Raw genomic sequence first — 15,451 nt, 5'->3', positions numbered from 1 at the left:
CCACTCCTTTGTAGGCCTTGTATTTCAAGGTCTACAACCAAGGTTTGGACTTTTCGCTGAAATGGGCGCAATACCCCAACTTAGAAAAGAGACAACCCACGATTTCTTAAAAGCACTGTGCCATATATTTTCCTTAGCAATAAGAAGTCATGGAGACATACCAAGCAAAAAAATATTAGATATTGAGTTTAATGATCCATCCCTTTTAGCATCTCACTCTTTGTATGTTGGTATTGCTCTTCAGAAAATAGCTGAAGATTCACTACTTGATTCAATCTATCTTGCCAAGAAAACAATGTTTGGATACAGAGAAGATGATTTTATTTAGGGGATTTACGCACATTTCACTGAAAAGTGTCCAATTTGGGGTGAGCAGTACACAAAGCTCAATTTGGTTACACGGCTTATCCCAATTTGAATACACCCATAACCCGGCTAGACTACACCCGTGATAAGGCCAGTTATCACTGGTAGAGGTTCCCTTCATAAACCCACCTGTTTTCTCTTGTACTTTTATGCTTATCAACCGCTTACTTTAGCAGTTAACGATTTTACAACAATGGGTCATAAGTGTACTCTCGTTTCATCAAATTAAGCGGTCTGGAAGATCATCCTGCTGCTGTTCAATTAGCTGTTATGGCTACAGAGCAAGTGCTCAGCACTAAGGAGAGGGCATTGTTAAAGACCATTGGTAAAATTCTATTAAGCTGCTCAATCTATGCTTTAATTAGTCACAATGTATTGGACGTAAATTACGGAGAACAATTCACTATTGCAATGACTGCTGCCCGAAGCTTTGCAATATACTCAGTGCTTTTCCTTGGCTACTCAGGTATTCCTCTAATCATTAGTCTCCTTGTTGCTCGAGTCCCCAAAGCAAATCGCAAAAAGCCAATCTTCCCCTTTATAAATTCAGCACTCTTAATCGGATGGATAATAGCGCTTGTTTTTTTGTGGGGGGGCTGGAATGCAAATCGTGTCATCCAGCAAACAAATGAAGAAAATACTTTAGAGAGAACCCCTTCAAAAGAAATAATTGAAAAAATAGTTAAAGAAGAGGTAGAGAAAATTTCTAGGCAAGCGCCCATTGTTATTGATAGTCATACAAATTTGGCCTCGGTCACTTATATAAATGAAAGTGCTAACTTTCTTTATCAGTTTCATTCTCTCGACGCAAAAGATATAGACAATGAGCTGTTCGCTAAGAAAATAGCCGAGTTTTCTCGAAACAAATTTTGCACAGACCCCAGTACGAAAATGTTTCGTGATTTAGCAAGCGAAACAGTCGTAAACTGGAAATACGTTGATTCCAAAGGCGTGGTTATAACCAGCTTTTCAATGAAAGGTGCTGAGTGTGAGAAGCCATAACAAGGCGCTGCTGCCGGACAAATTTGCCGCAGAGCGCGGCGTCATGTGTTTTTAAAGGAGGGAGCTTGAAAAATCGCCCATTTCAAAACTTATCTGACCGATATATATCTAAAGTACAAACTATACGAACATTATCGAAGCCTAAAGAGCCAGATGAATTTAATAGTTTAACTAAAACTATGTTAAACAACATACACACTCATCTTGATTATCACAAAGGAGATATTAAAGATATTAAAGATCAAAAAGACAATCAAAATAATAATGGTTGGGTTGCAAACTTAGGTGAAGTAAGACAAAGCTATAAGCGCATACATAATTTGGCGCAAGAATTACTCGACGAAGAAAAAGCTATAAACAGGATAGAGCGTAAGGCGCATTTTAGAGCACTTTTATTTAGGTTTTTAACCACTATATTTATTGGCTTTGGTGTAATGCTCGTCTATTTCACTGCTCAGCACTTTGGTATTAACATGCCTTTATTAAAAGTTTCTGCGTAGGAACACATAACAGATAAGGATAGGCCGCGTGCAGCCGCGACCTTATCCCGATTGTTCAACAAGCAGATAACTTCCCCCTTTCCGCCCCTATTGAACATAATAGGGATTGTGCGTAGCGCGATTTTGGTGTTCGGGGGATTTGAGGCTGAAACGCCTCGAAATGAACACTTATCTTAGCAAAAAAGGCTCAAAAAGCGAATGCTAAAAAGTGGTGAATTTCACCACTATTCATATTGGTGCAAAAATAGCACTCCAAGCTTCATAATGATAAAATATCCCTCTTTTGAGCAGTTGAGGTATTCAGGGTTGAACGAAACATACAAAAGTCGACTAAACGGATTAGTTGAGCATTCTCTGCTTCATCTTTACTTGCATTGTTCGGAAAGTAGCCGATACATCCCTACTCAAAGGCGAAATGAAATTTTAGTCCGACATCTAAAGCCAAAAATAAAATCTCCAGAATATAAAGGGGTAAAAAATGAACTTAAACGGTTTATTGCGATTGGCCGCAAGCAGAAAGGTGATCTCGAACAGAGATTGATTGAGATTAAGAAGATCCATGAAAACCTTGATAAAGAGACAAATGACGCTCGTAATCTATTTGATTTGCTTGAAAATATTAAAATTAAGTTGAAAATCGATAGTCGTTTCATAAATGAGAATGAGTACAGAAAATCAAACTTTATTTATATGTATCAGAGTGATATAGAGAAAGGTTTTGATAGTGATGGCAATCAAATAAAGCCCCTCGCAATGATAGTTAACCCCAAAAAAAGCGCCTCTATAATCGATATTATAAAAGAGACTGGCCTTTACTTGGTTGAAGAAAAAGAGGGGGAAATTATTTTAAAATCAAAATGATAACGATATTTAGTTAGGGAGCAGCCCCCCCTTAATTAGTATGTGGTGCTTGGCGGATTTACTTCTCTTGTTTATTTGCGAATAAAAAATCAATAATTGTATAAATGAGAAAACCTACTAATAACTCATTGAAACTCCAATTGAATATTAATGAGAATATAACTAAAAATACAAAGCCATATAGATAGTGCTTTTTAACTCCTTTAAAACCCGTTGTTAGTTCAGGTAGTTTATGATTGATTGTTTTTGGCCTTATAGTTTTTTTAGAGCTGAAAGCTGGGATATTCATTGGCTCAAGATCGTTAATTTCAATCATGTCCCAGATCCATTTGAGGTGTCCCATTTTTAAATTATTGTTGCCATGTGTGCTTATAATTTGTTCCAATAATTTCAAAAACTGTTCTTTATTGCCTTGACTTTCTGCATCTTTAACAGCTTCGTTTAATACTGACTTTTTTAGTGGTAAAAATTCAAAATTAAAATCAGGAATATGCTTAGGGTTTAACTCATCCTCTTCAATCATCCGCCAAATCCAATATAGATGCCCAAGCTTAACTCCATCATGGCCATAAGTTTGTCTTATTTGAGTTAGGAGTTGTAAAAATTGGTCTTTGTTACCTTTTTCTTGAGCATCATTAATGGCTTCGTTTAGGACATCTTGTCTCAAAGGTTCAAATTGTCCTCTTTTAACTATATGTTCAGCATGTTTCATGGATTTAAGCTGTTTTGCGATAAAATACAAACCTATTAAAATCAATACAATGGTGGAAATTAACCAATGAGGTTCTTTAATTAAGTCATTTAGTAATTCCATTTTTTTAGTTCCTTCTATTTTTATCTTAAAGTTGTAAATATCACATAAAACTGTAAGATTTATATCTGATTTTTTAGAGTAAAGAGTTGCACTGTATTTTTGATTTATCGCATAAACCAATAGGGAGTTTATTTCGTTCAATAATTATCATTTCAGTATCAAACGATAGGTTAAACACTTCTTTTGTAAAGTAAATTCCTTTGGTGGTTTCAACCCTTACGGATTCTTTTGTTTGAGTCATGTTAAGAATCTTTCCAGCAGGTTGGTAGCTAATAATTGCTTCGCTGCTTGTAAGTAATGTATTTATACAAAACCATATAGCTGCGGGGATCGAAATTAGACCGAAAATTAACAAAAATAGGTGTTGATAGTGCTCAAATGGGTCATCTGAGCTATCTGGAATAAAAATATCTTTTATTAATTCTATAGCTTTTTCTGTTTTACTTTTAGTCGGTTGAGTGGGTAGGTTAATTACATTATTCATAGAAATCCCTTTTTTTTAATGAATTAGCGTATAAATATTCTTTGAGCCTTACACTTTTTGGTGGGGGGAATATTTGGCTTATTTATTACCTATTAACCTGCTGCACTGCGTTTGTGACTTATTGCATAAAGAGGGTGGAGTTATATTTTTTCTAACAAGAAGCATTTCTGTATCAATAGAAAGATTAAATAATTCTTTTGTAAAGTAAACTCCTTCAGTTGTCTCGACTCTGGCTCCTTTATCTATCGAGATAATACTAATCACTTTTCCAGCAGATTCTTGATGAATTATTTCATTGCCAGCAATAAGAACGCCTGCAATGGTTATTCCAGCAATCAGGCATGAAACTATAAAAAATGTGCCTTGTAAAGAAGGTAAAGAGTCATCAATTGAGCAACTTTTGAATTCATCGTTTTCTGTTTGTTTAGCTATAAGCTTATTTACATTTTTCATAAAAATTCCTTTATTTTTAATGAATTCATGCACAGCTAAATCATGAAGGTTAAGCTTATTATGTGGTCGGTTTAACCGACTGTCAAGTGTTGTTTGTATAAATTTTATTTATTTCTTGCCTGAAATCATTCCATTCTATGATTTTGTATTCAGTTCCTATTTTTTTTACAATAACGCCAGCGACTTGACCATCTAGTAATTTTTTCAAGATATCATTAACTGAGGGTTTGGGCATTCCAATTGCATTACTAATGTTTAGTAATGTTGGGTGTTCAAGTGCATCTAACGCACCTAGAACGAGCCAAATTCGATTTAAATTCCCTTTTTGATACATAAGTACACCTAAATAAAAAAGTCGGATATACCGACCATATTACATATTTATCAGCTTATCCACATGTTTAAAGTTTATTTTTTTTATGTAACTTCCAAATTTTCTTTACTTGGGCTTCACTACAACGAGCTAATTTTGCAGTTTCACGAATAGAATAGTGCGGCCTTAGTTCAATAATACGTTTGTGCACATGAGTATTTGCTTGCCGACCTTTATATTTACTCGTATCTTTTGCGATCAATCTTCCCTGTGTTTTGTTTTTTTCAAGTTTGTCATAGTTATCTATAGATAATTGCAATAACACCTTTAAAAGTAGGGGCTGGGCGTGAGTATTATTAGGTGAATCAACGCTTGAGATGTTTATGATATTGGGGATCGACAATCTGGCTTTTTTTTCTTTAATTTTGGCGAGAAGGCTCTTAGCATGAGCCAAAGGTAAGCTGCTTATATTACCGATTTTATCTATGATAATAATATCGCCTTTTTGCAAGTCATTAAGCATTCCAAGAAGTGCTGGTCTGTCTTCTTGTGCGCCTAAAGAGTCTTCTGTATAGATTTCTACCGAATAGCCTATGGATTTTGTATCATCAACTAACTGTTGATGACATTCTAAGTTTTTACTGTCATGGCTGGTTATTAAATAAATTCTAGCTTTCATATGTTGATCCGTTGAGGCTAAAAGGTGGCCACAGGCCACCTTTTAGGTTTTTAGTGCGAGTGAGTTAAGCGATCAAACTTTGAAATAGCTTGATTGTATTCATTGGAATATTGCTTAGATAAATATTCACGAGGAACATTAATGATCTTAGCTATTGCAGCTTTAGACACTCTCATACCGTTGCTTTTAAGTTGAACAGAGGCGTTAAATATATTCCTCTCAATCTCATCATTGAAGATTTTCTGTGATTCACTATAATCACACTCTAAATCAAACATGTGATTATTTAACTTATTATGTGATTCGGCACTATACGCTTTCACATTAAACTGTGAATTTCCATTATAATTAGCGTGATAATTTTCACACTCTTGTTTCCTTATGTTTCCTCCTCCTTGATCATCACTATCTTTTTTTTCCTTTTGTGAGTTAAAAGAAAATGACATAAAAAAGCAAAAAATAACCATTATTTCACTAAGAATACTCATAACAAAAGACCAAACCTCATCCTTAGCTTGCGGTTTTTGATCTAAGATACCATTTATTTTTTCATCAAGTTCAGTTCGCTCTTTTTTTGTAGGTGTTACCACACCTTTTGAAATGGCACCTCGAAATGCTTGTTTGTCTTCCTTCGCAAGATCTAATTTTTCCTGATCAGTTGTTGATAATGTTGATGCCATATCACTGATCGTATAATGAACTGTGTAAATGCTACCGAGTGATATAATTATTAATAATGCCCCTGCAATAAATGCGTGAATATTATTCTTGGTATCTTTGAGAAAAGCGATCAGTAATGGCTGACATAAAACAAGTAAAATTACTAATGTGATCATTGATTTGTTAACGTAGCCATCTGAGTTAGCTGTCAATGTATTTATTGTATTTATCGATAATAGTAGTTGCGTTATTGATATACACACCCCAATAACAAAAGCCATGATTGCAAGTAGGGGAATATTTGCATTTTCTTGAATTAAATCAGATTTACTGGTATATTTTGTTTGTAACATTATGATTTCCTTTTGAAATGTCATCATTTTGTTGCCGTCGGCCTAATTGCACTTAGGCCGACAACCTTTCTAAACATATAGCCAATTAAAGTAGTTAATTTAAAGGTAGCTATTTTAAATTGGTATAATTTATAATAGCTACCTTAAGATCGAGAGTCAAATAGGGGATACCTATTTTGACTTTGCTTCACTTGTAAAAGTATTGTGTGGTTTGAGATATAGATATGCCCAATTAACTTGGTAACATAATTTGTGGTTATGTTATTTATCCAAGCTATTTGGGCTAATAGCTTTTAGGTATTGAATATTCAGTTATGTAGCTGAAGTTATAATTTTGCAAAAGTTATTCATGACGGCATCTTTTGGTGAATAAACACCTGATGATGTTGAATATGAAATTGAGATTTCAATGGCATCTTCTATATTGTTTATGAAAATATTAAGCGGTGCGACTTTTCCATTAGAAAAAGGTACATCTTGGCTAGCATTTATCATTCCTATATTGATATCAGAATTATTAATATTCCAGCCATCCATTGCAATATACTTTGATACTTTTTTAAATGCTTCTAATTTATTAGTATGATAAACCACATCACTTGTTCTGAATATTTCTCCAGTAGAGGTTTTCTTATGTGTAAAATTATTCTCGCAAGATTTGTATTTATGAGTATTTTCATTTGACGCGTATGTATAATTAAATTGTAATATTAAAGTTAAAGCAAGAATAAACCTTTTCATCTGTCACTCCTTTTTGTTTTATTTTTTATTTAAAATATACCTGATATGGAAGCTGTTAAGCCCTCTATTAATTTAGGTTTTGCTTCCTGTAGTTCTAAATTAACTTGGTTAGCATTACTGACGATTCTTGTTTGGAATCTCTTTAAATTACTAACCTCTTCACTTTTTGTTGTAATATAACCTGAATTACCCTGTTTTATATTTGATGAATTTATTGTTTTTTGCTGGATATTTGATTTTTCTACAATCTGAATATCAGTAATTAAAGCATAATTAATATCCTCAACCATTGCATCAGCGGCCATACCAACTAATGAACCAACAAGTCCGGCTCCTAATGCTGTGCCAGTTGAATGAGTATTATAAGCTGCAATACCTCCTAATGCTGCCGCCCCCATTAAACCTGAACCATAACCTTGAGCAAGAAAACCTCTCGATTCTCTCAAATCCATTTTATCTATTTTTAATATATTAACCTGAATCCAATAATGTGCTATTTCTGGATCGTCAATAACTTTGTAGCCTTTGGATAATAACCTTGTTTTTAAAGCTTGATTTATGTTTATATCTTCACTGGTTGTGTTTTTGGTTTGAACGAATATAGTTCTATCTGATGGTTTAACGGGGTCTAACCATATTGTGTCTGACATTTCAGTTTTAACATCTAAATCACTTTTCTTAATTGCCGTTGTTAAAGCAGAGCATCCAGAAATGAAAACAGAGAAAAATATAATAACGAATAAATTACGATGGTAGTTGCGCATATTCTTTCCTTAAATATTGAGACAACTGGAGATAGATATATCTAACGTCCTCCATATAATTAAATAACCTATTAATTATAATGCATCGAACTGTTATTATCTATAATAAACCTCTCATAAATAACCTTTATTTGTCTAATATGTAAAAATATATATCCCAGATACAAAATAGTACATCTCAGACGGCGAGGCCTGGTAAATAAGAAAAAGAATACCCACCTGGAAATGAAACAAATACCATAAAAGTAACGACGAGTAGATTGAGCTTAAATAAGTCCCACACCCCACGTTATATTGATATGTCAATAATATTAACTTATAATCACTATAAGTCATTGATTAACAATAAATTGTTTACAGTGAAAAGCTAGAATAATTTTTTTGAAATTCGTTTGAAATTTCATAGAAAATGTATTAAAAGTGTATTAATTTTTTAATACAATCGTATTAAAAGCCCATTAATACTGGGCTACAACAAAATTAATACACTTTTAATAATTAAAGTATTAATTCGTTATTAACGTCATAAAATAAAAGGATTTAAACCTTGCGCTATAAAGGGTAGTGTATTAATATTTTAATACACTTAAAAAGCAAGTTAATACACTTTTAATACGCTTAAAAAGCAAGTTAATACACTTTTAATACACTAAAAGGAGATAGTTATGACTAGAAATAAGGTTGTTCAAGTCCCATGTGATGACGGCTTGTATAAAAAAATAAAAGCATATAGAGATGAAAAAGGGTTGGGTAAGGATGCAGCAGCAGCACGTGATTTAATATTATTTGCTCTACGCATAATTGAACACTCAGATGATGATGAGGGTATATCTACGCGAGAGTTACTGGAAACTATTTTATCCTATTCGGTAAAAGCTCAATATGTTTCTAGCCTTGTTCATTATCAAGTTTTCAATGAAGATGATAATAAAGATAATTTTGAGAAAGCAAAAGAAAAGCATAAAATTGCTATGGATAAATCAAATGAAAAAATCGAGCTTATATTAAGTGGTGGGGGAAAGGAGGTTTAAATGCACCTCCATTTTTATTATATTTGTTTCTCTCCGATATTAAGGTTGTGCAGTTCAATGTCGGAGTGACTATTTTGAAGTTTTTTACTGTCTATTGAAATAGTTTGGTGGATTTCATGATATTTGTTTTTTATTTTTACTATATTATCTAACTCCCCTACATTAATATCTTTTGATTTCATAATATCACTACTTAAATGTTGAATGGACTTCGGTGTGGAACTATCTTTGTTTTTGAAACCGTATACGGCTTCATTTACTAACTGCTGTGTTATTTTATCTTTATCTAGAGAGGAGTCAATATTGCTTGTTTCAATAAATAATGCATTCTTGTTTTTTTCTTCAAGCTTGTTTATGACAGAGCTTATTGATTGTTGTGGGTAGGGTTTATCTAAAACTAGAATAATATTTTCTCGTAATTCATTATCTCTTATGTTTTTTATATCGTTATTACTATTTAATGCGAAAATATCGGCGTTATGTTTATTGTTACTATTTATCTTAAGTGCAGTCTCTACCCCTATAGTAATGATACTATAAGAAGTATTATTACCTTTGTTTATTACAATGTTGTTACCTGATTTAGAGCCGTTTCCAGACTTAGAGCCAAGTATTTTTTTGTTTAAGTTTGTTTTGTCACCACTACTTTGATCTAAATATGTTATCTCTATTGCTTTCGTTTCATCTTTATTATCGGTGACGTTGGCAATCAAAGCTGGGTAAGTTTTTCTTGTTTCGGATGAATAAATAGATGGGTGATACCGTAGGTTGTCGTGTGTGTTAATATCTATTCCTTGTTTTTTTAAATAATCCTGAGCTAATGTATTAGTGATGGGTTTTGCTTCATCAAAATACTGTTTTGCTTTTGATTCAAATTTAGCTTGTTTTATCGGAAGTGTATTTTTTAACTTATCATGTTCAGGATTTTCTTTAAGGTTATATTGTTCTGGTGAAGCTAACATTTTATCTGCTTTTAGCAGTGCAGCTTTAAAATTACATTTTTCTGTTACCATAATAAGGTTTATTAAACTGCCTTTATCACCGCTCTTCCAGTCTTTAAAATAACCTCTATATTGTCCAGTTGTGGTCAATTTTAAATTACCATCATTAAAAGCAAGTGTGTCTTTATTTGATTTATCTAGGTCGGGTTCACCGAGTAAATGGGTCGCAAGGGATTCACTATAAGCAGGAAGGCGAGTATTTAAATCAGAGGCAAGTAATTTAAGATCGAGATCACCGTTAATGTCCTGGTATTTAGGGTTGTCCTGTGGCAATGGCTTATTGTTAAACATGGGCGCGTGGTTTGGGTAATCTTTATTCTTCGTTTCTATCGCTGATACTTTGTTAACATCGTTATTCATCCAAGCGAGCATCATTTTTTTAGGGTTATCGGTAATGATTTTAACGTGTTTGCTGGCGCGAGTGATATCAATGTAAGCACGACGTATATTAGTGAGTTTAGCTGTGCTTCTTATAGATGTAATAACGTTATCATAAGTTGCACCTTGTGCCATATCAGCGGTACGAGTGTAAGCATAATCCCAATGAGCGTCCTTCATTTTTTGGGTGGAGAGCGTCAGAGTATGGTTATCACTGGCGGTTAGGGTCATCTTCTTATCATCAATAGCGCTCACACGATAAACTTTGTTACCTTCCATTTCTCGAGATATATCGCTTTTTCTCAGCATGATATTGTCCCCTTGAGCGAGCGGTTCGTTGGTTTTCACCCATAGATTCGTGAATTTATGACCGTGGTTTTTGGGAAAGAAGTGTTTTTCTTCCCCTGTTTGCATATCGGAAAGCGTCAGCATGTTATGACGTCTATCTACATTCATTATCTCAAAATAACTATCTTTATTTGTTGTCAGGATAAGTCCTTGTTGATAGGGCATCATTGTCGCTAACTCTTGTTTACTCGCATGAACACTACGAAGTCGAGGGACGGTGACTTCATCTTTACTGAGTGTTTTTTGTGATTGTAAGCCTTGTCGTATTTCGTGGGTGATATCATCACGCTCTTTATTGGTGTAAGCAATAATCAGGGTGTTTTCTCGTGCTTTTGGTGTTCGGGATAGATATTCCAATGCCACTGTGGTTGGCAGCGCTTCAGTAGCAAGCTCTTGATTTTTTTTACTGTTATCGGTAATAGGTTGATAAGTTGAGATGATGTTTTGTGTTTTGTTATGGTTTAGATGCTTCTCTTGTTTTGGTGTTTGCTCATCTTTGTGTTGTGTCTCTGGGGTGTATTTTGTAAAAGGTAATTGTTGTTGGATTTTATCAACGGCGCTTGCACCCTGACGATCAACAATATTATGTACTGCCCCTAAGAGCGTGTCATTTTGTTGTCGTTTAATGTCTTTCATTACAACACTATCTATTACACCTTTACTCATGGCCAGCTCAAACGGTTTACCTGCTTCTTGTGAGGTGAGCTGATGAGTATCACCTAAAAATACAGCGCGGGCACCAGTCGTTTCAATTAAGTGGGTAAATTTATCCATTTGAGCGTTACCGGTCATGGAGTTTTCATCAAGCAAAAATACGGTATTGTTATATTGATCTGACTTTGTGCCTTGGCTGATGAAATGAGTTAATAATGATTGCACGGTTTGGCTGTGTACATTTTTGTCTTTAAGTTCATTGACTGCGGCATGAGTGGGGGCCAATCCGATAAATTGAGTTTGTTTGTTTTGTGGGGAACCTTTCAACAGTATTTCGCTTTGTTTAACCAGTTCAATGCCTGTTTCAAGCATGGTTGACTTACCAGTACCAGCTAGTCCTTGAATGGCAACGAAACGATCTGAAGTTGTTGTAATAAGTTGAATTGCTTCTTTTTGTCCTTCTGTTAGTCGAGCATTTTGATTAAGTGAATGATTTGCTTGTTCAATGCTTATAAGTGGTTTTAGTTGCTCTTTACCCGCTGTAAATCTATCCAATATTCTCGTTTCTGTGTCTATAGCTGCTTGCGTCGTCCAACGCGTACCATCCTGGTACTCCGCGGAGAGTAGTTGTGTATCAGAATGATTCTTTGGGTTATTGAGTGACATTTCCTTCAGTTTGGTTTCTATTTCCTCTTTGGTTATGCTGCTATTTCTTTCTTCAAATGCATATTGAATAGCATTGGTCACTAGCTCTTTTTGAGAGAAACCGGCTTCTTTTTCACTAATATGATTAATGGCAAAATTAACTGCGTCATGGATCAACCCTTTATCACTATGTTGTGCGCTAATAGTATTCAGCGCCGCATTAACATCTTTGATAAGGAGCTGATAGGTTTGACTGTTTACGAATTTTTCAGGTGTTCCAGTTGCTTGCATTACTCGATTAATACTGGACGGTTTAATGTCGCTTTTTTCAAGTTTTTCGTCAAACTGCTGCGCTTTGTCAGTAAACACATCTATCTTTTTTGCTCCTTGATTAAGCGTGTCATGTAGCCACTCTTTTGATGCACTGTAAGCTTTGATATTCATCATATGATGCGTTGCTTTCGGATTGGCATTTCTAGGTGTAGTCGCATAAGCATGATCAAGTGGAGAGTGATTAAGTTTTTGTGTTTTAACGGTATGGTATTTCCCTGTTTCATCTTGAAGTGTTGTATTTTCCCTGCTTAATGCTGTTACGGTAAAAAATTGTTTTTGCAAACCACTCTCATGATGATTAGTCGCCATACGTAAGCTATCACCCTTTGCTATATGCAATGTACCTGGTTTTGATATGGCAAAATTTGCCGCTTTAAATGGACGGGAGTTTGGTGATAATATCGATTTTTTACCCTCTTCATCGGTTACGGAGAGGGTATTATCTTGACGATTGACCTGGTTAATCGTAAAAGTATGTTTTTGGTTACGCCCTTTATGTTTCGTCCATTTTGTTAGTACCATACCTTTAGTGTATTGACCGACAACTTCACGTTGTTCATTTGACATAAATACCGGATTAAGAGTGGAAATGTTAACACCTAAACGTGATAGTTCTCCGGTGGTTTTCAGTTGATTTCGAATAGCATTGTTTAGTTGTTTCACATCTTTATGGGTTGAGGCGATAACCTGAACCGACTCTTTATTTTTGTTATTAGTATAAGCTCTGGCAATGGCAGTTATACGTTCACCGTCTGCATGTTCATGAATTTGCATGGAAGTGTTTGATTGCTTGGTTGCAACCCAATTACTTATATTCACATTACCTTTTTTTAACACTTCAATCGCATTACCGGCTTTCATGCCTTGTTTAGCATTAGCATGATTAAGCAGTATTACCTTACTATTGCCTTGCTGAGCTTTATTAATAAGGCCATTTAACTCATTCATACCTAATTTATTCGCTTCTTCAACTACGATTATGTCGCGGTTGCTGATACTGCCTTGCTCACCTTCTTTGAGAAAATGACTCAGTGTATGAGTATGCTCTGGTTTAAAATAGTTCTTAATCCATTTCATTACCGTTGAGCCATCACGAAAGACTTTGTCTTTGCTTTGTTGTTGGCTTTTTGCATCGGGGGTAATAATCTGGATACGTTTTTTACTGTCTTCCCCTACATTCAATAGTGCTGTGGCTAATTGCTCACTGCTACCAAACACATTGACGAGGTTTATTTGTTTAGTGCTAGCAAAGAGTTCAGTGATTTTTTTTTGGTTATCCTGGTTTAAACCTTTACCTTGTAATGACTGTTTATCGACAATATTACGCATATTCGTCGCTCTGCCTTTGATACTATCAAGCAAGTTAGTTTCTGCTTTTATTTGAGCTTGCGTTGTAAAGGTTGCTCCTTCTTTATCTAAGGGAATGAGGACACCTTGCTCAATCTGCTTATCCAAGGCTAATTTGATATCTAATGCATCCAGCTTTTGACCTTGGGTAAACTCTAGCGTGGCCGATTCGACTAATTTTGCATAGTTGAGACTATTTTGAGTATTACTGGCATGTGCTACCGCTCGTTTAACCGCATTAATGGCCTCGGGTTTAAGGGCAGTACCTAACGGTTTCCCCCCTTTTTCCATACTGTTTTTGATAAATTCAGTTAAGTTGAAACCATTGTCAGAGACCTTCTTTTGCCATTGCTCAAATAAAGTCGCTTCCGCCGTGTACTCTTTTGTTTTGCGGGTATCTTTGGCCGCGACATCTTTTGCGGCTTGAGAATCTAATCCCATTGCATTTGTTTGCTCTTTAATTTGTTGGCTACGAGTTGAAAATTCATCAAGTAGATTTTGAGGTACGCCTTCAATTTCAAATAAATTATTGCCAATTGAACGAGTCTGATACCCCATTTCCTCAACCGCCCTGGCATAAGCACTTTGATATAATGAGGTATAGTATTTTTGGTGGTTATAAACGCGTTCCCCTGTGCCATTAATGACTCCTCCTTGTTGTTTTAAGCTACTTGCTAAGGCGCGTAATCTGTCATTACTATCTCGTGTCATGTTGGATGTAAGAGAGTGGGTATGTAATTGGGGATCTTCTTCTCGACTGGTTTTATGACGCACCATAGCAAAGAGCAAGTTACCGGTGTTTTCAAAAGATAGCTTTCCCGTATTAGGATCGGTTTGTTTTGCTTGGGCAGCATCTTGTTCGATATGGGACAGAGCAAACTTAACCGCATCATCGTGAGCACTAACTAAACGCTTATCCCCACCGACCAACGCAAGTAAACTGGCCGATTTAGGTGCGGAAAACGTAAAATCAAACCCATTCCGGTGATTGGATCTTTTTCCAGAAATGATGTTACCATTTAGCTCACCGGCTAATACCTGTGTGAGCTTTTGCTCATCAACCGGCTTACCTAGCATCCCCTCTTGTTTAGCGAGTTTTCCGAACCATTGAGTATTAGGTTCTTGACTTTGTTCCTTGAGATAATACTGGCCTTCGTTTTCCTTATTTGACTCTTCTTTTTCGAGTGAAGTATCGGGTAAATCAAGGTTCTTTTCTTCGGTAAGATAGTAACTGGCCGCACCGCTGGCACTTGAAGCTATTGGACTGATTGAAAGCATAATAATTTCCTATAATGAAATGAAAAATCGTGGGTATCTCTATGGGCGACAAGGAGCGTATTTAACAGGTTTCTCTAATACCGTTGGGCTTAAGATCTCTTTAATTTCTTCATTATTTTTTCTATATTCACTTATGCCATATTCGTGCTGACTGACATTTTCAGTGCTGTGATTTACGACAAAATACGCTAATCCAAGGAGGGGAAAACTCAACGTACAAAAGCAAACAAAAAACATCAGGGCAACTCTGTTCCAGCGCAGCCCTTTTAGTGCGTCACGATGAGCAGATATTAGTGATTCTCGCTCCTTTTTAAGTTGCTTCACTTCCTCTTTCTGTAATGTAATCAACTCTGCGATAAGTGTTTGTTGAGCTGTTGCGGTGAGCATTAAGCTACATATTTTTTCTTCTGTATCCATTGCGTTACCTTTTTTAATTTTTACCACTA

At 35.3% G+C, this 15,451-nt stretch carries 15 protein-coding genes; 5 read left to right on the top strand and 10 right to left on the bottom strand.

The genetic code is table 11. From position 1 onward, the window contains the following. The 4 genes from Q0791_RS12995 to Q0791_RS12980 form a co-directional block, all read left to right on the top strand. Positions 1–328: hypothetical protein (locus Q0791_RS12995; RefSeq protein WP_299006959.1), on the top strand; the 328-nt coding region annotated here is incomplete at its 5' end. Positions 329–570: 242 nt separating this feature from the next. Further along, positions 571–1,368, top strand: a complete 798-nt coding sequence (locus tag Q0791_RS12990) for a hypothetical protein (protein ID WP_299006957.1) — start codon at positions 571–573, stop codon at positions 1,366–1,368. 65 nt (positions 1,369–1,433) lie between these two features. After that, entirely contained in the window at positions 1,434–1,868 is a 435-nt protein-coding gene (locus Q0791_RS12985) for a hypothetical protein (protein WP_299006955.1), read from the top strand. Between the two features lie 198 nt (positions 1,869–2,066). Further along, complete coding sequence (locus tag Q0791_RS12980) at positions 2,067–2,729, top strand: DUF2913 family protein (RefSeq protein WP_299006954.1); 663 nt, start codon at positions 2,067–2,069, stop codon at positions 2,727–2,729. A 58-nt stretch (positions 2,730–2,787) separates the two neighbouring features. Here the strand turns inward: Q0791_RS12980 and Q0791_RS12975 are convergent, their stop codons facing one another. From Q0791_RS12975 to Q0791_RS12940, 8 genes are all read right to left on the bottom strand, one after another. Beyond that, positions 2,788–3,543, bottom strand: coding sequence for a hypothetical protein (locus tag Q0791_RS12975; protein ID WP_299006953.1), 756 nt, complete (start codon positions 3,541–3,543; stop codon positions 2,788–2,790). 73 nt (positions 3,544–3,616) lie between these two features. Next, the gene (locus tag Q0791_RS12970) at positions 3,617–4,027 is read right to left on the bottom strand and encodes a hypothetical protein (RefSeq protein WP_299006952.1); all 411 of its coding nucleotides are present in this window, start codon (positions 4,025–4,027) and stop codon (positions 3,617–3,619) included. A 78-nt stretch (positions 4,028–4,105) separates the two neighbouring features. Further along, positions 4,106–4,480 (bottom strand): hypothetical protein, encoded by a 375-nt coding sequence (locus Q0791_RS12965; protein ID WP_299006950.1) that lies wholly within the window; start codon positions 4,478–4,480, stop codon positions 4,106–4,108. 82 nt (positions 4,481–4,562) lie between these two features. Continuing rightward, positions 4,563–4,814, bottom strand: coding sequence for a hypothetical protein (locus Q0791_RS12960; protein WP_299006949.1), 252 nt, complete (start codon positions 4,812–4,814; stop codon positions 4,563–4,565). A 67-nt stretch (positions 4,815–4,881) separates the two neighbouring features. Next, positions 4,882–5,472 carry a recombinase family protein gene (locus Q0791_RS12955; protein WP_299006947.1) on the bottom strand — a complete coding sequence of 197 codons (591 nt, stop codon included), beginning with the start codon at positions 5,470–5,472 and terminating at the stop codon, positions 4,882–4,884. Positions 5,473–5,522: 50 nt separating this feature from the next. Then, a complete protein-coding gene (locus Q0791_RS12950; protein WP_299006945.1) occupies positions 5,523–6,485 on the bottom strand; it encodes a hypothetical protein in 963 nt (320 codons plus the stop codon). A 312-nt stretch (positions 6,486–6,797) separates the two neighbouring features. Further along, positions 6,798–7,226 carry a hypothetical protein gene (locus Q0791_RS12945; protein ID WP_299006944.1) on the bottom strand — a complete coding sequence of 143 codons (429 nt, stop codon included), beginning with the start codon at positions 7,224–7,226 and terminating at the stop codon, positions 6,798–6,800. A 29-nt stretch (positions 7,227–7,255) separates the two neighbouring features. Continuing rightward, complete coding sequence (locus Q0791_RS12940; protein WP_299006943.1) at positions 7,256–7,990, bottom strand: complement resistance protein TraT; 735 nt, start codon at positions 7,988–7,990, stop codon at positions 7,256–7,258. A gap of 665 nt (positions 7,991–8,655) precedes the next feature. Here Q0791_RS12940 and Q0791_RS12935 point away from each other — a divergent pair. Further along, positions 8,656–9,021 carry a hypothetical protein gene (locus Q0791_RS12935; protein ID WP_299006942.1) on the top strand — a complete coding sequence of 122 codons (366 nt, stop codon included), beginning with the start codon at positions 8,656–8,658 and terminating at the stop codon, positions 9,019–9,021. A 17-nt stretch (positions 9,022–9,038) separates the two neighbouring features. On the opposite strand, the gene traI is transcribed toward Q0791_RS12935, so the two are convergent. Then, a complete protein-coding gene (gene traI, locus Q0791_RS12930; protein WP_299006940.1) occupies positions 9,039–15,005 on the bottom strand; it encodes a conjugative transfer relaxase/helicase TraI in 5,967 nt (1,988 codons plus the stop codon). Between the two features lie 39 nt (positions 15,006–15,044). After that, complete coding sequence (locus Q0791_RS12925; protein ID WP_299006937.1) at positions 15,045–15,422, bottom strand: hypothetical protein; 378 nt, start codon at positions 15,420–15,422, stop codon at positions 15,045–15,047. Positions 15,423–15,451 lie beyond the last annotated feature (29 nt).

Source organism: uncultured Shewanella sp., from assembly GCF_947495455.1.
Classification (GTDB): Bacteria; Pseudomonadota; Gammaproteobacteria; order Enterobacterales; family Shewanellaceae; genus Shewanella.
The sequence above is the reverse complement of the archived record's forward strand: the minus strand, read 5'-3'. Positions and strand labels throughout refer to the sequence as shown.

Coding starts and splice junctions, on each gene's coding strand:
- Q0791_RS12980 (WP_299006954.1), top strand. CDS start 2,067: ATGCTAAAAAGTGGTGAATTTCACCACTATTCATATTGGTGCAAAAAT.
- Q0791_RS12975 (WP_299006953.1), bottom strand. CDS start 3,543: ATGGAATTACTAAATGACTTAATTAAAGAACCTCATTGGTTAATTTCC.
- Q0791_RS12970 (WP_299006952.1), bottom strand. CDS start 4,027: ATGAATAATGTAATTAACCTACCCACTCAACCGACTAAAAGTAAAACA.
- Q0791_RS12965 (WP_299006950.1), bottom strand. CDS start 4,480: ATGAAAAATGTAAATAAGCTTATAGCTAAACAAACAGAAAACGATGAA.
- Q0791_RS12960 (WP_299006949.1), bottom strand. CDS start 4,814: ATGTATCAAAAAGGGAATTTAAATCGAATTTGGCTCGTTCTAGGTGCG.
- Q0791_RS12955 (WP_299006947.1), bottom strand. CDS start 5,472: ATGAAAGCTAGAATTTATTTAATAACCAGCCATGACAGTAAAAACTTA.
- Q0791_RS12950 (WP_299006945.1), bottom strand. CDS start 6,485: ATGTTACAAACAAAATATACCAGTAAATCTGATTTAATTCAAGAAAAT.
- Q0791_RS12945 (WP_299006944.1), bottom strand. CDS start 7,226: ATGAAAAGGTTTATTCTTGCTTTAACTTTAATATTACAATTTAATTAT.
- Q0791_RS12940 (WP_299006943.1), bottom strand. CDS start 7,990: ATGCGCAACTACCATCGTAATTTATTCGTTATTATATTTTTCTCTGTT.
- Q0791_RS12935 (WP_299006942.1), top strand. CDS start 8,656: ATGACTAGAAATAAGGTTGTTCAAGTCCCATGTGATGACGGCTTGTAT.
- traI (WP_299006940.1), bottom strand. CDS start 15,005: ATGCTTTCAATCAGTCCAATAGCTTCAAGTGCCAGCGGTGCGGCCAGT.
- Q0791_RS12925 (WP_299006937.1), bottom strand. CDS start 15,422: ATGGATACAGAAGAAAAAATATGTAGCTTAATGCTCACCGCAACAGCT.